This is a genomic window from Chitinophaga eiseniae (assembly GCF_012641265.1).
Lineage (GTDB): Bacteria > Bacteroidota > Bacteroidia > Chitinophagales > Chitinophagaceae > Chitinophaga > Chitinophaga eiseniae_A.
Genome location: NZ_JABAHZ010000003.1, coordinates 127,181 through 145,560 on the forward strand (window position 1 = coordinate 127,181; position 18,380 = coordinate 145,560).

Annotated in this window: 14 protein-coding genes; 5 read left to right on the forward strand and 9 right to left on the reverse strand. The window is 47.8% G+C overall.

Going from position 1 to position 18,380, the window contains the following annotated elements:
• Positions 1 to 74: 74 nt before the first annotated feature.
• Positions 75 to 1,070, reverse strand: a complete 996-nt coding sequence (locus HGH91_RS14375) for a pyruvate dehydrogenase complex E1 component subunit beta (protein ID WP_410493797.1) — start codon at positions 1,068 to 1,070, stop codon at positions 75 to 77.
• A gap of 185 nt (positions 1,071 to 1,255) precedes the next feature.
• Between HGH91_RS14375 and HGH91_RS14380 the strand changes: the two genes are divergently transcribed.
• Positions 1,256 to 1,879, forward strand: coding sequence for a hypothetical protein (locus HGH91_RS14380; protein ID WP_168739250.1), 624 nt, complete (start codon positions 1,256 to 1,258; stop codon positions 1,877 to 1,879).
• A 12-nt stretch (positions 1,880 to 1,891) separates the two neighbouring features.
• Here the strand turns inward: HGH91_RS14380 and lpdA are convergent, their stop codons facing one another.
• Together lpdA and HGH91_RS14390 are read right to left on the reverse strand one after the other, a co-directional pair.
• Positions 1,892 to 3,286: a dihydrolipoyl dehydrogenase gene (gene lpdA, locus HGH91_RS14385; RefSeq protein WP_168739252.1), complete on the reverse strand. Its 1,395-nt coding sequence runs from the start codon at positions 3,284 to 3,286 to the stop codon at positions 1,892 to 1,894.
• A gap of 117 nt (positions 3,287 to 3,403) precedes the next feature.
• Positions 3,404 to 4,576 carry an acetyl-CoA C-acyltransferase gene (locus tag HGH91_RS14390; protein WP_168739253.1) on the reverse strand — a complete coding sequence of 391 codons (1,173 nt, stop codon included), beginning with the start codon at positions 4,574 to 4,576 and terminating at the stop codon, positions 3,404 to 3,406.
• Between the two features lie 93 nt (positions 4,577 to 4,669).
• Here HGH91_RS14390 and dnaG point away from each other — a divergent pair, with 93 nt between their 5' ends.
• The gene (gene dnaG / locus HGH91_RS14395) at positions 4,670 to 6,640 is read left to right on the forward strand and encodes a DNA primase (RefSeq protein ID WP_168739255.1); all 1,971 of its coding nucleotides are present in this window, start codon (positions 4,670 to 4,672) and stop codon (positions 6,638 to 6,640) included.
• A gap of 18 nt (positions 6,641 to 6,658) precedes the next feature.
• Here dnaG and HGH91_RS14400 read toward each other — a convergent pair whose 3' ends face one another.
• Positions 6,659 to 7,150 carry a dihydrofolate reductase gene (locus tag HGH91_RS14400; protein ID WP_168739257.1) on the reverse strand — a complete coding sequence of 164 codons (492 nt, stop codon included), beginning with the start codon at positions 7,148 to 7,150 and terminating at the stop codon, positions 6,659 to 6,661.
• 11 nt (positions 7,151 to 7,161) lie between these two features.
• Positions 7,162 to 7,983: a thymidylate synthase gene (locus tag HGH91_RS14405; protein ID WP_168739259.1), complete on the reverse strand. Its 822-nt coding sequence runs from the start codon at positions 7,981 to 7,983 to the stop codon at positions 7,162 to 7,164.
• Positions 7,984 to 8,311: 328 nt separating this feature from the next.
• Between HGH91_RS14405 and HGH91_RS14410 the strand changes: the two genes are divergently transcribed.
• Together HGH91_RS14410 and HGH91_RS14415 are read left to right on the forward strand one after the other, a co-directional pair.
• Complete coding sequence (locus tag HGH91_RS14410) at positions 8,312 to 11,308, forward strand: SusC/RagA family TonB-linked outer membrane protein (RefSeq protein WP_168739261.1); 2,997 nt, start codon at positions 8,312 to 8,314, stop codon at positions 11,306 to 11,308.
• 29 nt (positions 11,309 to 11,337) lie between these two features.
• Positions 11,338 to 12,654, forward strand: coding sequence for a RagB/SusD family nutrient uptake outer membrane protein (locus tag HGH91_RS14415; protein ID WP_168739262.1), 1,317 nt, complete (start codon positions 11,338 to 11,340; stop codon positions 12,652 to 12,654).
• A gap of 96 nt (positions 12,655 to 12,750) precedes the next feature.
• On the opposite strand, the gene HGH91_RS14420 is transcribed toward HGH91_RS14415, so the two are convergent.
• Complete coding sequence (locus HGH91_RS14420; RefSeq protein ID WP_168739264.1) at positions 12,751 to 13,932, reverse strand: proline dehydrogenase family protein; 1,182 nt, start codon at positions 13,930 to 13,932, stop codon at positions 12,751 to 12,753.
• A gap of 182 nt (positions 13,933 to 14,114) precedes the next feature.
• Here HGH91_RS14420 and HGH91_RS14425 point away from each other — a divergent pair, with 182 nt between their 5' ends.
• Positions 14,115 to 14,912 carry a FecR family protein gene (locus HGH91_RS14425; protein WP_168739266.1) on the forward strand — a complete coding sequence of 266 codons (798 nt, stop codon included), beginning with the start codon at positions 14,115 to 14,117 and terminating at the stop codon, positions 14,910 to 14,912.
• Between the two features lie 36 nt (positions 14,913 to 14,948).
• Here the strand turns inward: HGH91_RS14425 and HGH91_RS14430 are convergent, their stop codons facing one another.
• From HGH91_RS14430 to HGH91_RS14440, 3 genes are all read right to left on the reverse strand, one after another.
• Positions 14,949 to 15,980 carry a sugar phosphate isomerase/epimerase family protein gene (locus HGH91_RS14430; RefSeq protein WP_168739268.1) on the reverse strand — a complete coding sequence of 344 codons (1,032 nt, stop codon included), beginning with the start codon at positions 15,978 to 15,980 and terminating at the stop codon, positions 14,949 to 14,951.
• Between the two features lie 84 nt (positions 15,981 to 16,064).
• The gene (locus HGH91_RS14435) at positions 16,065 to 16,955 is read right to left on the reverse strand and encodes an SPL family radical SAM protein (RefSeq protein ID WP_168739269.1); all 891 of its coding nucleotides are present in this window, start codon (positions 16,953 to 16,955) and stop codon (positions 16,065 to 16,067) included.
• 87 nt (positions 16,956 to 17,042) lie between these two features.
• Complete coding sequence (locus HGH91_RS14440) at positions 17,043 to 18,377, reverse strand: RagB/SusD family nutrient uptake outer membrane protein (protein WP_168739271.1); 1,335 nt, start codon at positions 18,375 to 18,377, stop codon at positions 17,043 to 17,045.
• Between the last annotated feature and the right edge of the window lie 3 nt (positions 18,378 to 18,380).

An 18,380-nucleotide genomic window follows, 5' to 3' on the forward strand; every position in this document is an offset into this window, starting at 1 on the left:
AATGATCAAAGTGAGTAGTATCCGCTCATATCATTCGCCTCAATGGCTTTTTGCTTTATGCTTTAAGCTTTCTGCTATTTCTTCATGTACATTACTTCCTTCACCAGTTTCACGGTACGCTCAATATCCGGCAGGTATAATTTTACCAGGTTAGGCGCATAGTGCATAGGAGCATCCTGTGCAGTGATACGGCGGATAGGTGCATCCAGGTAGTCGAAACCTTCTTTCTGGATACGGTAAGCGATTTCGGAAGAAACGCTGGAGAATGGCCATTGTTCTTCTACGATTACCAGGCGGTTTGTTTTCTTTACAGATTCGAGGATGGTAAACCAGTCCAGCGGACGGATGGTACGCAAGTCAATTACTTCCGCTTCGATACCTTCTTTCGCCAGTTCTTCTGCAGCGCCCAAAGCTACTTTCATCATTTTGTTGAAAGAAACGATGGTTACGTCTTTACCGGCACGTTTGATATCAGCTTTACCGATAGGGATGATGTATTCTTCTTCAGGTACTTCGCCCATATCGCCGTACATTACCTCACTTTCCATGAAAACAACCGGATCGTCATCGCGGATAGCCGCTTTGAGCAAACCTTTTGCATCATATGGATTAGATACGGATACTACTTTCAGGCCGGGGATATTGGCATAATAACTTTCGAATGCGGTGGAGTGTTGTGCTCCCAGCTGTCCTGCAGAACCGTTTGGTCCGCGGAAAACGATCGGACATCCTACCTGTCCACCACTCATCGCCAACATTTTGGAGGCGGTATTGAGGATCTGATCCAAAGCCAGCACCGCAAAGTTCCAGGTCATGAACTCTACCACCGGACGCAGGCCGTTTTGAGCGGCACCTACTCCAATGGCGGCAAACCCAAGTTCTGCAATCGGCGTGTCAATTACACGCTTTGGACCAAATTCATCCAGCATTCCCTGGCTCACTTTATAAGCACCATTGTATTCGGCTACTTCCTCCCCCATCAGGAATACGCGTTCATCACGGCGAAATTCCTCCTGCAGGGCTTCTCTTAAGGCTTGTCTGAAAGCTATCTGACGCATGCTATTCTTAATTGAAAGTTTAAATGCCTTATTTAAAGGCAGGGCAAAAATATTGTTTGTTCACGAAAAAGCAAAGTAAACGCCCGATTAATAATTATTATGACAATGATATAGGGATGGTAGCTTATTAATTAATAAAAATACATATATTTATATTTTCTAACTTTATTGAAGCCCTTGCTAACTCGTTTATCGTCATGATCACGATTACTATCCTGACACTTTGCTTTTTAGCTGCCCTATCCTGTAAAATAAAAAAGGTAAAAGTGCCTGTCGTCCAGGTGCTCCTGTGGTACTTTCACCTGTTTTTGGGTAGTATCAGCCTGATATGCCTGTTCCTGATGCTTAACAACTATGGTTTTAAAGGCACCCAAACAGAGCGGGTATTCTTTACCCTGTATGCCGGCACCGGTATGTTGTTATATGGACTCGCCAAACCAGATAACGATGCCCGGTATGCTTACCTGTTGTGCTTTTTCGGGTTTCCGTTTGTGCTGTTACTGGGATTGCTGATTCCCCCACTGCGCACCATCACGCTGGTAGCGGCTATTACGCTGTTGTCTGACAGCGAATTTCAGCGTTACGATATCGACAATGACTTTGCCCTGCAAACCAAGAGCACCAGCATTTTATCGACCTACCCCGTTTACAGCCTGATAGCAGATAAATACTTGCTTTTTGAGAAGCTGACGCCGGATGTGATCCGGCCGGGAGCTGCGCCTGGTTTCCTGAAAATGGAAAAAAGGGGCAAAGACAGCGTCAGAATCCTGCTGAAAACAACGGGCAACAAAATAGACACCGTACTCTTACTGTCGGAATAAACAGGTGTTGCATCAGATATTGATAGCACTTTTTCCCGCCCCGAGCAGGAAAGCATCTTTCAGCGCCTCCGAATAGGTAGGATGGGCGTAACAGATCCTGTACATTTCCTCGGCGGTAGTTTCGTGCGCCATGCCCACGGCGGCCTGGCCAATCACATCAGCTGCTCTTGGGCCTATGATGTGTACGCCCAGCACCTCGTTGTAAGCTGCTGCTACCAGTACTTTCACGAAGCCCTCTGTATCCATGGAAGCCCTGGCGCGGGCACTGGCCATATAAGGGAATTTACTGGAGCGGTAGGCAACGCCACTGGCTTTTAATTGCTCTTCGGTGGCGCCTACCGACGCCACTTCCGGCCAGGTGTACACTACATTGGGAATGAGGTTATAATTGAGATGCGGCGTTAATCCACCTATTACTTCTGCCACCAGGGTACCCTCCTCTTCTGCTTTATGTGCCAACATGGGCCCTTCTATCACATCGCCGATGGCATATATATGTGGAGCAGATGTTTGTAAGGTTTTATTCACCGGTATCTTCCCGCTCTTCATTGTTTCAATACCTGCCGCTGCCAGGTTCAGGCCGGCAGTATAAGCACGGCGACCTACCGCCACCATACAATAATCGGCCGTCAGCTCCTGCTGCTGGCCGTCTTTGTCGAGATACCCTACCACTGCGGCATTACCGGTATTTACGGCCGATTGCACCTGGCAATTCAACCGGATATCTATCGACAATGTAGCCAGCGATTTCTGCAAGGCTTTCCCCAGTTCCTGGTCCATCGTAGGAATGAGGCTGCCGGCGTATTCCAGGATGGTCACCCTGGTGCCAATGCGGGCATACACCGAAGCCATTTCCACACCAATCACCCCACCACCGATGATGATCATAGATGCCGGTTGCGCAGGTAATGACAGCGCTTCTGTGGAGGAAATGACCCTTTTCTTATCAATGGTGATACCCGGCAAAGAAGCCGGCTTGGAGCCGGTGGCAATAACAAAGTACCGCCCCTGCAATACCTGGTCCCCCACCTTTAGCTGGTGTGTATTGACGAAACTGCCCAAACCGTGGTGCACCGCTATCTTATTCTTTTTCATCAGGTATACCAGCCCGGAAGTATTTTGCTTCACCACCTCCTGTTTCCGTTGAATAAATTGCTGAAAATTGAGATGCAATCCCTCCAGGTCGATACCATGGGTACCAAATTGTACCGCCGCCTTGTGATAATGCTCCGAGCTGTCCAATAAAGCTTTGGCGGGTATGCAGCCAACATTGGTACAGGTACCTCCAAGCACGTCGTATTTTTCTGCCAACGCTACTTTGAATCCCAGCTGCGCCGCCCGTATGGCACATACATAGCCGCCGGGGCCTGCACCGATTACCACCACATCGTAATTAACCGTTTCCATGATGAGTCGTTTTTTTGCAGGTATAAAGGTAATTAAAGTGCAGATAAAAAATACCGATCGGTATTTTTTATCTCAAAAAAAACCGCCTCTACTGAATAGAGACGGCTTTCCGTTATTTTATACTTTTTCGATGATAATAGCGCTGGCGCCACCACCGCCGTTACAGATACCGGCTACGCCATAGCGGGCATTCTGCTGATGCAGGATGGCATTGAGGGTTACCACGATACGGGCACCACTGCAACCAATAGGGTGCCCCATCGCTACGGCGCCACCCCATACATTCACCTTATCCATAGCGAGGCCCAGGTCTTTCGCATTGGCAATAGGGACACAGGAAAATGCTTCATTTACTTCGGCATAGTCCATATCGCTTACTTTCAACCCTGCTTTATGCAATGCATTGTTAATCGCTTTTACCGGCGTGGTAGTAAACCATTCCGGCGCCTGGGAGGCATCTGCAAAGCTGACAATCTTCGCCAGCGGCTTCAGGCCCAGTTCTTTTAATTTTTCGCCACTTACCAATACCACAGCGGCGGCGCCATCATTGATATTGGAGGCATTGGCGGCTGTGATGGTACCATCTTTCTGGAAACTTGGCTTCAGGGCAGGTACTTTTTCGAAAATCACCTTCTTGTAGTCCTCATCTTCTGCTACGGTTACTACCTGTTTACCAGGCACCTGCACAGGGACTACTTCTGCGTTATAGTATCCCTTTTCCCAGGCATTTGCTGCGCGTTTATAGCTTTCGATAGCATATGCATCCTGGTCTTCCCGGGTAATATGATATTCGGTAGCGCATAATTCCGCCGCATTGCCCATGTGGAAATCTTTATAAGGGTCCCACAGGCCGTCGCGGATAATACCATCTATTACGCTGCCATGCCCGAGTTTATAACCCGTACGGGCTTTATCCAGGTAATAGGGAGCAGCGCTCATATTTTCCATACCACCGGCTACCACCACGTCGTTATCGCCCAGCATGATACTTTGTGCGCCCAACATAATGGCTTTCATCCCGGAGGCACAAACTTTATTCACGGTAGTACAGGGAACCGTATTAGGGATCCCCGCCGCCAGGCTGGCCTGGTTGGCAGGCGCCTGTCCGAGGTTAGCACTGAGTACATTACCCATATATACTTCGTTTACCGCTGCTGCCGCTACTCCGGCTCTTTCGAGGGCTGCTTTGATAACGGTAGCACCTAACTGCGTTGCAGGAATACCCGCCAGCGCGCCATTGAGCGATCCAATGGGCGTACGGGCAGTAGCAACTATAAATACTTCTTTCATCTGATAAATAAGATTGATTTGGCTAGTTTATAATCTACCAAATATACGGAAAAGCCAGAATTTAGGTATGTTTGCAGTTGCATTGACTGAACCGTGATATCTCAAAACTCCATACAGCAGATCCTCAGCCGCATAGACATTGTGGATATAGTGGGTTCCTTCGTTAAATTAAAAAAACGGGGCGCCAACTACCTGGGTCTGTGCCCGTTTCACAATGAGAAGTCGCCCTCCTTCACCGTGTCTCCCGGTAAAGAAATCTATAAGTGTTTTGGCTGCGGCGCCAGCGGCAACTCGATCAGCTTTATCATGGAGCATGAAAAATACTCCTATGTAGAAGCCCTGCGCTGGCTGGCCCAACGTTACCAGATAGAGCTGGAAGAAACCGAGGTGAGTCCGGAGGTGAAGCAGTACCAGTTGATGGCGGATAGTTTGTTTATCATCAACAACTATGCGCGGGAGTATTTCACCGATACCTTATTCAACAAGGAAGAGGGACAAAATATCGGGTTGAGCTATTTTGAAGAAAGGGGATTTACGGAAGAAACGATCAAAAAGTTCCAGCTGGGATATTGCCTGAACACCTTCGACGCTTTCGCAAAGTCGGCACTGGATAAGGGTTACAACCTGGAATACCTGCAAAAAACCGGTTTGGTCACCATTCGCAATGACCAGCCCGCCGACAATTACCGGGGCCGTGTTATCTTCCCTATACATAACCAGTCCGGTAAGATCCTGGGCTTTGGCGCCCGTATTTTGGGAGCCAAATCAGACCGGGCGCCCAAGTATATCAACTCCCCCGAGAATGAGATTTATGTAAAAAGCCGGGTACTGTATGGTACTTACTTTGCGCGGCATGCGATAGATAAGCAGAACGAATGCTTACTGGTAGAAGGTTATACCGATGTAATATCATTGCACCAGGCCGGCGTGGAAAACGTGGTGGCCTCCAGCGGTACCTCCCTCACACAGGACCAGTTAAGGCTCATCAAGAAATATACGAACAACCTCACCATCCTGTATGATGGGGATAGCGCCGGTGTAAAGGCAGCACTCCGTGGCCTGGATATGGCTATAGAAGAAGGTCTGAATGTAAAGCTGGTACTGCTGCCAGATAAAGAAGACCCGGATAGTTACGTACAAAAAATAGGCGCCGCCGCTTTCCGGGAGTTTATCCGGGAGCATAAGCAGGACTTCGTGCTGTTTAAGCTGCAGCTGAGCATGCAGGAAGCCGGCAGCGACAGTACTAAAAAGTCGCAGCTGGTAAATGAAATTGCCGAAACTATTTCCAAGATTGATAAGGCGGAAGACTTTACGCGGCAGCAGGATTATATCCGCCAATGCAGCCAGTTGCTGCATATCGACGAACAGGGGTTGATCCAGCTGGTCAATAAATTTATCCGCGACCGGCTCGTTAAGCGCGAACAGGCCCATGCCCGCAACCAACCAGCTCCAGACGATGATGCCCTCAGCGAAGAGGCGATAGCTGCCATGGAAGCCGCAGAAACCGGCATCTCTGTAGAGTCGCTGCTCAACGGGCATGAACGGCAGGAAAAGGAGTTGGTAAAAATATTACTGCGCTTCGGGGATAAGCCCTTCAGTGAAGAAGAAAACAGTACTGTAGCAGATTATGTGTTTCATCTGCCGTACGACTTTGAAGCACTGGCAGAAAGTGAGCTGGTAAAAAGAATTTTGAGAGAATATAAAGCGCTGTATGATGCGGGAAATTTGCAGGATAAGCGCTGGTTCCTGTATCATGAAGATCAGACTTTGTCCAAACAAATTGCCAATATCCTGGAAGATAAAGAAGCAGATTTGAGCATTAACTGGAAAGACCGCTTTGAGATTGATACCGTATATGGCGATAATGCCTACCTGAGAGATACCATCTCTACCACCAATTACCTGATACTACGCAAGATCAAAAAGCTGATCCACGAAAACCAGGAAGAGGCGAAAAAGGCCACTGAAATGGAGCAGATCATTGCCTGCCTGGAAATGCAGAAGCATTTGAATGCCCTGGAAAAAGAACTGACCAACGGTATGGGCACCGTTATTTTCAAATAGCCGTCAACGTTAGCAGTCCTATATTCTTTCCCATACCTGGAAAGAGAAGGGGTATTGATTCTTCTCATCTTCCTCGTGGCGTTCATCACTTACCAGTTCAAATTCGCCACCATCGATTTGCGGGAAGAAAGCATCGCCAGGTACCACTGCATATACGCGGGTGAGGTAAATGCGATCTATTTTGGCCCAGGCTTGTTCGAAGATTTGTGAACCGCCGGTGATAAACAATTCGTCGCCTCCGAAAGAGCGGGCTTTTTCGATGCCCTCTTCAATAGAGCTAACGATATATGCTCCCTCCGGGTGATAATCAGCCTGCCGGGTAATGACAATATTAGGGCGGCCCGGGAGGGGCTTGCCGAGCGAGTCGAAAGTTTTGCGTCCCATTACAATGGGTTTGCCCAATGTAGTGGCCTTAAAATATTTAAGATCAGTAGGCAGGCGCCAGGGCAGCATGTTATTGATACCAATGACGTTATTTTCTGACGCTGCTACGATGATAGAAATGCGCATATATGCAAAGGTTATATAGCTACCGGAGCTTTAATAGCGGGGTGAAACTGGTAGTCCTGTAGTTCGAAATCTTCGAAGGTAAAAGAAAAGATGTCTTTTACTTCCGGGTTGATTTTCATGACCGGCAGTGGGAATGGCTGCCTGCTCAGCTGCAGTTGCGCCTGTTCCATATGGTTGCTATACAGGTGTACATCGCCAAAGGTGTGTATAAAGTCGCCGGCATCCAGGTCGCATACCTGCGCCATCATCATGGTCAGCAGCGCGTAGGAAGCAATATTGAATGGTACGCCCAGGAATACGTCGGCGCTGCGCTGATAAAGTTGGCAGCTTAGTTTTCCGCGGGTCTCCCCTTTTTCTTTATCTGCCGGGGTTACATAAAACTGGAACAGGCAATGGCAGGGGCTGAGTGCCATTTCAGACAGCTCTCCTACGTTCCAGGCGTTGACGATAATACGGCGGGAGTCGGGGTTGTTTTTGATAGTGTTGACCGCTTCTGTGATCTGGTCAATCACCTTCCCGCTGCGGGTTTCCCAGCTACGCCATTGTTTACCGTAAACAGGGCCCAGGTTGCCATTTTTATCAGCCCATTCGTCCCAGATACTTACGCCATGCTCTTTTAGCCAGGCAATATTGGTATCGCCTCTTAAAAACCAGAGCAGTTCGTATATAATTGATTTAAGATGTAATTTCTTGGTAGTTACTAATGGAAAGCCTTCCTGTAAATTGAAACGCATCTGGTAGCCAAAGCAACTCGTAGTGCCGGTTCCGGTACGGTCCGTTTTCACTGCGCCGTCACGGATAATATGTTGTAATAATGATAAATACTGATCCATAAGGCTGCAATTTACAAAGTTTACGGATGAAAAATATAATGTATTCCAGTCAAAGAAAAAAACGGTAGATACGTATAAATCACGTAAATTTTGTTCACTGCTTAGTATTCGACTTACCGAGACTGGCTTAATGAGAAGGCTTGCAGGAAGTATGTGCGGAAAACCTCAATGACCATGACCACTTCACTGCATAACCAAGGCAACAAAATCAGCTATAATTAGCAACCAAAATCAGGAATTACTATTTACTTCATTATTAAATCTGCTATCAGCTCTATGATAAGATAACCTATTTCATCACATCATCATTTTATAAACCAAACAAGCTATGCTTCTACCAAAATCAGGCTTGCTGGTACTGCTATGTCTTTGCAGTACCCTGGCATTATTTGCCCAACAAAATATCACCGGAAAAACAAGGGATGCCGTTAGTGGCAGACCTATTCCCGGTGTAACCGTGCGGGTACCCAATACTAATAAAGGCACCATTTCGGACGCCAGCGGTAATTATACGTTGGTGGTACCAGCCGGCACAACCAGCTTACTGGTCAGCTATACTGGCTATAAAAGCCAAACCATCCCGATCAAAGCTGATCAATCTGTAGTTAATATTTCCATGGAGGAAGACTTTGCACGTCTCGAAGAAATTGTAGTAACCGGTTTGGCTACCAATGTAAAGCGCGCCAACCTGGCGAATGCGGTAGCTACTATTTCCGGTAAAGAATTAACTGGCGTGGCGCCTGCACAAACCTTCGATGCTGCACTGAGTGGTAAAATACCCGGCGCATTGATCACCGCCAACTCGGGCGCTCCCGGTGGCGGTATCTCTGTAAAAATGCGTGGTATTACTTCCGTATTCGGTAATTCACAGCCACTGTATGTGGTAGACGGCGTTTTCTTCAGCAGCGCCAGTATTCCTGCGGGCCTCAACGATGTAACCGCTGCGGCCACCGCTGGTAATCCGAATAACCAGGATAACCCCTCCAGCCGTATCGCTGACCTCAACCCTGAAGATATCGAAAACATAGAGATCCTGAAAGGCGCCTCTGCTTCCGCCTTGTATGGCGCAAAAGCAGCTGCCGGCGTAGTTATCATCACTACAAAAAAGGGTAAGTCAGGGAAAACTAAAATCAGTATAAACCAGGAAACAGGTTTCGTGAAAGAACGGCATCTGCTGGGGGTACGCACCTTTACGCCCGAAACAGCTGCAGACCTGGCAGGTACTGCCGACAACCCAGATCCTGCTGTACAGGCCAAACGCGCGGCATTAAAAGCGCAGTTTAACGATGCAAAAAGCGCAGGAAAAATTTATGATTATGAAAGAGAAATGTACGGACAAACCGGACTTTTGCTGAACACGAATGTATCAGTGAGTGGCGGTGGAGATAAAACCACCTTTTACCTTTCCGGCAACCGCCGGCAGGAACAAGGCATTATCAAAGGCACCGGGTATTTCAACAATTCCCTGCGCCTGAATGTAGATCATAAGATAAACGATCGTATATCCCTCGGCGTTACCACCAATTATATTGGTTCTTCCTCCGACAGAGGGCTTACCAACAATGATAATAACGGTGTTACTTTTGGTGTGGCACTTTCTTCCACGCCAGATTTCATAGACCTGCACCCCAATGCGCTCGGTGAATATCCCCGTAACCCCTTTGCAGCTTCCAATCCGTTGGAAACAAGGGACAGGATCATCAACAACGAGCTGACCAATCGCTTTGTGGGTGGCGCCAATATTGAAATCAAATTCCAACAAAGTGCGCATTCCACTACCAAATTTGTGGGTCGTGGCGGTCTGGATTATTTCAATTTCAAAACCGCGGCCCTGTTTCCCCGTGATCTGCAATTTGAAGAAAATGGTTTGCTGGGACAATCTATACAGGGAAACACCAACAGCTCCAATACTAACTGGGGTGGATTTTTTGTGAATACATTTATTCCCAATGAAAACATCAGTTTAACCAGCAGTGCCGGTGCTACACTGGAAACCGGTTTCATGGATAATATTGTTACATCCGCCAGCAACCTGGTATCCGGACAAAGCAACCTGGACGCGAGTGGTAACACCACTACCCGGCAGTTCCGCCAGAAATACCGCGATAATGGTTTCTTTGTACAGGAAGAATTGACGTTGATTGATGCGTTTACCATTAGTGGGGGTGTGCGTTTCGACAGGTCTACCAACAATGGCGACTATAAGAAATACTACGTCTTCCCTAAAGGAGCGGTGTCATGGAATCTTACTAAAATGAAATTCTGGAAAGTAGATGCTATCGATAACCTGAAAGTGCGGGCTGCGTATGGTCAATCAGGTAACGTACCTCCTTACGGCAGTAAATTTACCGCCATGTTGGGAAGCAATATCGGCGGCCTTCCGGGCGTACTGGTAGATAACTTACAGGGAAATGCCCAGATCAAACCGGAAAGGCAGGCTGAATTTGAAACCGGTCTGGATATCAGTGTGCTGAAAGGTCGTATCAGCCTGGAAGCCACCTACTACGACAAAACCATTACTGATGTATTGCTGCGTCACAACCTTCCCGGTTCTACCGGTTTTGCCACCGAGTGGAAAAACAGTGGCGACCTGAAAAACCAGGGTATAGAACTGGGACTTACCGTGATACCGGTGAATACGCCTAATTTCAAGTGGACCAGTAACCTTAACTGGTGGCGTAACCGGTCGAAGGTAACACGACTGATTATACCTCCTTTTGCGATAGGTGCATTTGGTAACTCACTGGGTACTTTCTACCTGGAACAGGGCAAACCTGCCACGCAGATCAAAGGTAACGTAGGAGGTCAATTGAAACTGCTTGGCGACGCAGAGCCTAAATTCCAGGCGAGTTTCTTCAATGAGCTCACCATCTTTAAAAACTTCTCCCTGCGTTTCCTGATTCACTGGAAAAAAGGCGGAGATAATATTAATCTCACTGAGCTGCTGACCGACCTGGGCTCCACTACCGTTGACTACGACGATGTTATCAACGGTATGAAGGCAGGCCTTTACCGCCAGAATGCAGGCGACGCCTCCATTTATGTACAGGATGCTTCGTACGTGCGTATCCGTGAGATAGGCCTTTACTATAGTATTCCGCTAAAAAATACAGAGAAGATCAAATCGATTCGCGTAGGTATTTCCGCGAACAACTTCTTTACCTGGACGAGATACAAAGGATATGATCCCGAAGTATCCAATTTTGGAAGCAACACAATTACCACCTCTCAAAGCCGTGGTAGTAATGGGTTATCAACAGGTGTAGACGTAACGCCGTACCCTGCTTCCAAGAGAGCCAGCTTCCATGTTGGTATAGATTTCTGATCATTATCTGTCTGTTAAAATCATTGTATATGAAAAAACATATTTCCATTATTTCGATATTCTTTTTTCTGCTGGGCTTTGCGGCTTGTCAGAAGGGAGAGATCAACAGCTTAAATACACCGGTGGTAGCGGGAATTACGGCCGACCCTTCCAAAAGTGATTTGTTTAACCTGGTTACCGGAGCCGAATCCGGTATGCGTTTTAACATGGCTGTATACCTGGATGGGTTGGGTGTTATTGGCCGGGAAATCTATCGTTTCTCGGGTGCAGAACCGCGTTATACGACCGACTTGCTCGGTGCCGGAACAAAGGTGCTGGACAATAATACCTTTTATCTCACTAATCCCTGGAACTCCCGTTACCAGGTAATGCGGCAGTGCTTTATTCTGCTGGATGCCGTTAAGAATACCAGAAGTGCCGTGGCAACAGATGCCCAAAAGAAGGCCTTTACCGGTTTTGCCAAAACCATTATCGGCTATCAGCTTTTGTTGAATATTAACATGACGGACTCCAATGGCGCCCGCATACCGCAACCCAACGGCTCGCCGATAGGTCCGATTATCACCGATCCCGGAGCAGTGATGGATGCGGCGCTGAAATTCCTGGATGATGGTAAAGCAGATCTGACAGGCGCCGAAGTCATATTCCCCCTATCCGGTTTTGGTAACTACAGTAATGCTGCCGGGCTGTTAAAGTTCAACCGGGCCATCGCTGCAAGGATTTATACTTATCGCAAAAACTGGACGGCCGCACTGACAGCATTGAACGAATCCTTCCTCAACCTGAACGGCCCCTTAAATGACGGCGTATATCATACTTTTTCCACCAATGGAGGCGATATCGCCAATACATTGTTCCTGCCACCAAATGGTAACGGGGAAGTAAGAGTAGCTCATCCTGCCTTTGTTACCGATGCTTTACCAAACGATGACCGGTTATCCACCAAAACGGCGTTGCGTAATTCATCTGCCAGCCAGAGCGGATTAACCGGCAACCGCGATGTGATTATCTGGAGTTCCCTGAACGCTCCCGTTAGTATTATCCGTAACGAGGAGCTGATCTTAATTTATGCAGAAGCCAAGATCCAGACAGGCAGTTTCCCTGATGCCATTGTAGCGTTGAACAGGATACGGGTATCCCATAACCTGACTCCCTATGCAGGTGCAGTCACCTTCAATGCGTTGATTAATGAACTGCTGTACAACCGGCGTTACTCCCTTTTCATGGAAGGGCACCGTTGGATTGATATGAGAAGATATGGCCGGTTAAGCCAGCTTCCTATTGACCGTCCCGGCGATGACGTATGGGCCAGGTATCCGTTGCCACAGAATGAAAGTAACCAGTGATGAGATAGCTACACAGGAGTTATAAAATAACAAAGCCGCAAAGCTGGTATAGATACCACTTGCGGCTTTGTTGTTTTATAGTTCTACAGGCGCAGCTTAATTCAGTCCCCTCCGCTTCATTTCTTTCCTGATCAATCCCAGTTCACGGCCCATTTGTCCGGCGATGGAAGTGTTTTCCTGGGCCCTGCGGAGCAGGTAAGGCATTACCTCTTTTACCGGGCCATAGGGCAGGTATTTGCTGACGTTATAGCCGGCGTGCGCCAGGTTGAAAGTGATATTATCGCTCATCCCCAGCAGCTGTGAAAAGCTTACATGGGAATGATTATGAGATATTCCTTTCTGATCGAGCATACGTGCCGCCAGCATGCAGCTGTTTTCGTTGTGGGTACCGATGAATACGGCCAGTTTATCGATGTTATCGATACAAAATTTCACGGCAGCATCGTAGTCCTTATCAGTAGCAGCTTTGCTGGGTTGGATGGGGGTGGGATAATTGTTTTCCGCAGCCCGTTTATTTTCTTTTTCCATGTAGGCGCCCCGTACCAGTTTGGCGCCCAACAGGTAACCCTTTTCCTGGGCTTTTGCCAGCGATACCTGCAGGAAAGCATAGCGGTCGTGGCAATACATTTGGAAAGTATTGTATATAATTACTTTGTTCTTGTTAAATAAGGCCATCATTTCATCGGTAAGTTCATCTACCGGCCCCTGGATCCAGGACTCTTCTGCATCTATAAGGATGGCTACATTATGTTTGGCGCCGGCTTCTGCGATGGCGCGTACACGGCCGCGAACGCGGGCATATTCTTCCTGTTCTGCGGTGGTTAATGTTTCCTTGCGGTGTACTTTCTCCAACAGCTCAAACCTGGCAAAACCGGTTACTTTGATTGCGATAAAAGGAATATCCGGCCTGGTAGCAGCATATTGAATGGCACGGATAAATTCGGGTACGGCAGCATCATAACTATCTTCCCCCTCCATTGCTTCTACGCCGTAGTCCAGCACTACGCCAACGTGGTAGTTGCCCAGCTGCAGAGCTGTTGTGGCCGCTTCCTCGAGGCTTTCCCCTCCACAAAATTGTGAAAAGATGGTGTTTTTGATGATCCCTTGAATGGGTAACCTTAGTTTAAAGGCGATGGGAGTCATCACGGAGCCGAATTTTACCAACCAGGGTTTCCCGATATTACTAAAGAGAAAGTTGGCTTTTTTCAGTGCGTGGTCGGTCTTTGCCTCAAATGCAATAGCCGTATTATCAAAAGATAAAGATAGCTGCTTTTCCATGGGCCGCAAAGTTAGGGTGCGTATAGCTTCCAGCCAAAAATCATTATAATATCAGCATATCTTTTTAACAGCGTTATCAGATATTGTCTATTGCTTCTCAGAAATTGTTTAAGCATACCTTTTTGCCGCTGTTTATTTTATTAATTTTAGGCCTTTTCTCTTACATACAAAATTCCCGGAATATGCTATTTAAATCTGATACTATCTCCTGTACGCCGTCCTGGAAACCTATGCTTGTCGTGTTGCTCACGGGGGGAATAGCATTCAGCAGCTGTAAACCGGCCGAGCCGGCCCATAACAACGCTACCCTGCAAACACCGGGTATTAAATACACTACGCATAAGGGCGTTACCGGTCAGCGCACCGTTGTAACACTGCCCGACAGTTCGCAGGTGATCCTGAACGCCGCATCGGTACTGGATGTACCGGAAAACTACGGGCAGGGTAACCGGTCGGTGATACTGGATGGCGATGCTTTCTTTAACGTAACACCTTCCAGCGATACCTTTACCGTTACCAGTGATAAGTTGAGAGCTACCGTACTGGGCACCGCTTTTAAAATGCGCTCTTTTGCCAGTCAACATGGCGCTACCGTATACCTGCTTCATGGAAAAATAAGGGTAAGCAAATCTTACCACTCTCCTACCGACAATCAACCGGAAGTACTGGAGCGCGGACAAATGATCCTGGCCAATAACGAAATAGACCTGATGGAAAAGGAAACCTATCATCCGGAGGAACTGGAAACCTGGTTATCGGATACGCTGACCATCAGCAACGCCAATCCCATGGCTATTTCGAGGGTACTGGAAGATTGGTTTGGGGTAGAAGTGGAAATGAAGGGAGATGCCTCTAAAGCGCCGGTGATCACCGATGCCCGCTTTTTTCATGCTACGCTTGAAGAGGTGTTACGCAACCTGGGTGAACAACAGCACTTCAAATATAAGATCAGTAACAACAAGGCTACCATTACCTTCTAAAAGAAAGAGGCGCTGTTGGTAACAGCGCCGCTCTTTTTATATCGTTGCTCCTACTTTCAAGAGCAGCTCTTTCGTTTTCCGGATACCTTCTTCTTCTGTTAATTTCTCGCCTTCATACTCAATGCCTATAAAGCCGGTAAATCCTGCATTTTTCACAATAGGCAAGATGCGTTTATAGTCGATCGTCGTTTCGTTGCCTGCTGCATCGAAGTCGTAGGTTTTAGCGCTTACCCCTTTTGCAAAAGGAATCAGTTCCTGTACTCCCTGGTAACGGTCGTATTCTTCCAGGCAGGTGGTTTTAGCCCAGGCTTCGGGGGTATTGTTTTCAGGTTTACTTCTCTTGATACAGAAATTACCCAGATCGGGCAGCGTGCCGCAGTTGGGCATATTTACGGTTTTCATGATGCCGCTCAGCCATTTACCATTCGAAGAGTTACCGCCATGGTTTTCCACAATTACGTTGATATCGTGTTCTTTTCCGAAAGTGGCCAGTTTAGCGAGTGATTCCGCCGCTCTTTTGGCTACTTCCGCCGGATCGCCTTCCCCGGCTGCATTTACCCGGATAGCGTGGCAACCCAGGAATTTGGCGGCTTCCACCCATTTGTAGTGATTTTCCACGGCCTGTAATCTTTTCTTTACATCTTCATCGCCCATCTCTCCTTCTCCATCGCACATAATGAGCACACTGCGTACGCCGAGGTCGTCGGCTCGCTTTTTCATTTCGGTGAGGTAGGCCTGGTCTTTGGCTTTGTCTTTGAAAAATTGGTTTACATATTCAATGCCCTGGATACCGAATTCATTTTTTGCGCGGGAAGCAAAATCGAGGTGGTTCATCTTTCCGGCAAACAATGCTTTATGGAATGACCATTCTGCCAGGGAAATTTTGAAGAATAATTCTTTGGCGGCAGCGGTAGCATCATCGCCCCTGGCGGCGGTGCTGTCTTTATCTTTTTTGTCAGTGGATTTTCCTTCATTGCAGGCTGCCAGTACAGCGGGTAACATGCCCAGCCCCATGGTGTATAACCCCATTTGACGCAGGAATTCCCGACGGTTGTTTAGATTACGCATATACGTGGGTTTTAAAATTAACAGAACTAAAATATTGTTTTACGGGAGGGAAAACAAGTTTAAACAAATAAATTTTAAGGATCCCTACTTAAAAGGTATCCGGGCAGGAAGATCATAAGTGGCCGCCATGCTGGCAGCTGCGGCCTGTAAGGCCTCGTTATAGGCGGCGGGCACGGAGCTGTGCTGCGCAAACAACTGCTGGTACCAGGTTTTGTAGGAAGGATAGTACTGTGCAATAGCTTGAAGCATCAGCGGCTTGCTGTCGGCCTCCTTCTCTCCCCATAGGCTGAGGGAGGCAGGAAATACATACCGGGCGCCATGGTCTTTAAAGGCAGCGTACATGCGTGACAGTTGCTCGGGCCGGTCGGTAATAAACGGTAACAGCGGCATGAGGCTTACCCCCGTCATAAAACCGGTGTTGGCACATACCTGCAGGGCCTGTAGCCGTTCTTCCGGGGCGGGAGCTCCCGGCTCAAATTGTTTACCCATTACCGGGTCGATGGTACTGAAAGAGAAAGTAATGAACGCCTTATGAGCGTATGATTGCATTTCAGGGGGTAAAACGGCGTTTTCGTTGATGCGGTGGAGTAGGTCAAGGTCGCGTACTACGAGGGGCGATTTGGTGATGATATGTACCGGGAACCGGTATTCCAGCAGCAACTCCAGGATCTGCCTGGTCAGCATTTCTTTTTCCTCTATGGGCAGGTAAGGATCGGTAGCGGACGACAGTACTACAATGCCCTGTTGGTGTTTAGCTGCCCTGGCAGCCAGTTGCCGGCGAAGGATTGGGATCGCATTTTCCTTCACCGACAATTTTTCTGCCATGTTGATGCCGTATTTGCTACCGCGGATATAACAGTACAGGCAGTTGAAGGCACAACCGCTGTAGGGATTGATGGTATAATCATCCAGGAACCAGGGATCCCGTTTCTTTGTTTTGTTCAGTAGTGACGTTACAGTAATATACCTGGGCATATTGGCAGTTCTGTTACCTAAAGGTCGTAAAAAAGCAGGCCATCTTCACGTGTAAGATGGCCTGCTTTTTTATCTTTAAGCCCATTGCTACTCTTTCAGCAACGGATTATTCGCTAACGCCTCCAATGGAATCTGGATGGTATAGCGGGGATCACCTGCTTTCAGGGTATATATTTTCCCCTTTAGTTTGTGTACCAGCTCCGGCTGGGAAGTTCTGCGCAGGTCGAACCAGCGATGCCCCTCAAAAGCCAGTTCACGGGCCCTTTCATCGTATATTTCGTTGAGCAGGTCTTTGCCCGTTAAGGCAGCTATACGTGCTTGTTCTGTAGCGAAGAATGCCGGCGTGAGGCGATGTTGTTTCAATTGGTTCAGGTAAGTGCGGGCCACGTCTGGCTGATTTAGTTGGGCCGCTGCTTCTGCGGCAGTGAGATAGATTTCTCCTACGCGGAAAGACTGGCGATAGCTATTATTATCACTGATCTTCTTAATAATGTTATTTCCTTTACTATCTTTTCCATAGTATAGCTGCAGGCGCAAATCGCCGGTAGCATTGTACAGGGAAAACAGTTTATCAGAAACAATCATAGCCCGGGAGGTACCGGTATTATAAATCAGTTCCCGGGCCTGTATGGTTTCAATCGCATTATACAGGGTAGGCAACACCGTACTGGTATTAAAATCAATCAGGGTATTTTTCTGGCCCATCACCGCTTTAGCCGCTGTCAGTGCCTTCTCCCACTGGTGGGTATACAGGTACACACGGGCTGCCATAGCTTGTCCGACTACCTTGCTGAATTTATACGATTGCGCTGTGGGATAATTATCTACATTCATCAGCGACATCCCTTTGTCCAGATCAGCAAATACCTGGTTGTACACTTCTTTCACGGTATTCCTGCGGGATACCTTTTCCACATCTACTGCCGTCACCACCGGTACAGCTTTATCGGTAGCAGCCGTTGCTTCATTGTACGCATTCCCATAAAGGTTTACCAGGTTGAAATGTACGTAGGCCCGCATCAGGTAGGCTTCACCTATCAACTGGTCTTTTTCTTCATCTGTTCCACCAGTAGCGGCAGGAACGGCCGCTATGATATGATTGGCGTAGAAAATCTGCTGGTATTTTGATCTCCAATTGTAGGTATTGCCCGTTGAAGAACCGTTTTCATCCCAGGTGAAGCTATTAAAGACCTGGTTCACATCTCCACTGCTGGATTCATTTACCCGGATCTCATCTCCGCGATAAGCAGCCAGTCCTTTGTCCTGGTCTGACAGCGCATAACCGGCATCCAGTTCTTTACGGAAATCTTCTACGGTGGTAGGAATAACCTTTCCTACCGGCACAATATCCAGGTATTTTTTGCAGGAGGGTAATATGGCCATCGCTACTACTACCCCCGTGGTATATATGATTTTACGCATGTT

What these genes read in the sequence shown, in the direction of transcription:
- HGH91_RS14380 (WP_168739250.1), top strand. Translation starts at nt 1,256, where the DNA reads ATGATCACGATTACTATCCTGACACTTTGCTTTTTAGCTGCCCTATCC.
- HGH91_RS14390 (WP_168739253.1), bottom strand. Translation starts at nt 4,576, where the DNA reads ATGAAAGAAGTATTTATAGTTGCTACTGCCCGTACGCCCATTGGATCG.
- HGH91_RS14435 (WP_168739269.1), bottom strand. Translation starts at nt 16,955, where the DNA reads ATGCCCAGGTATATTACTGTAACGTCACTACTGAACAAAACAAAGAAA.
- lpdA (WP_168739252.1), bottom strand. Translation starts at nt 3,286, where the DNA reads ATGGAAACGGTTAATTACGATGTGGTGGTAATCGGTGCAGGCCCCGGC.
- HGH91_RS14420 (WP_168739264.1), bottom strand. Translation starts at nt 13,932, where the DNA reads ATGGAAAAGCAGCTATCTTTATCTTTTGATAATACGGCTATTGCATTT.
- HGH91_RS14440 (WP_168739271.1), bottom strand. Translation starts at nt 18,377, where the DNA reads ATGCGTAAAATCATATATACCACGGGGGTAGTAGTAGCGATGGCCATA.
- HGH91_RS14430 (WP_168739268.1), bottom strand. Translation starts at nt 15,980, where the DNA reads ATGCGTAATCTAAACAACCGTCGGGAATTCCTGCGTCAAATGGGGTTA.
- HGH91_RS14405 (WP_168739259.1), bottom strand. Translation starts at nt 7,983, where the DNA reads ATGGATCAGTATTTATCATTATTACAACATATTATCCGTGACGGCGCA.
- HGH91_RS14400 (WP_168739257.1), bottom strand. Translation starts at nt 7,150, where the DNA reads ATGCGCATTTCTATCATCGTAGCAGCGTCAGAAAATAACGTCATTGGT.
- HGH91_RS14425 (WP_168739266.1), top strand. Translation starts at nt 14,115, where the DNA reads ATGCTATTTAAATCTGATACTATCTCCTGTACGCCGTCCTGGAAACCT.
- HGH91_RS14410 (WP_168739261.1), top strand. Translation starts at nt 8,312, where the DNA reads ATGCTTCTACCAAAATCAGGCTTGCTGGTACTGCTATGTCTTTGCAGT.
- HGH91_RS14415 (WP_168739262.1), top strand. Translation starts at nt 11,338, where the DNA reads ATGAAAAAACATATTTCCATTATTTCGATATTCTTTTTTCTGCTGGGC.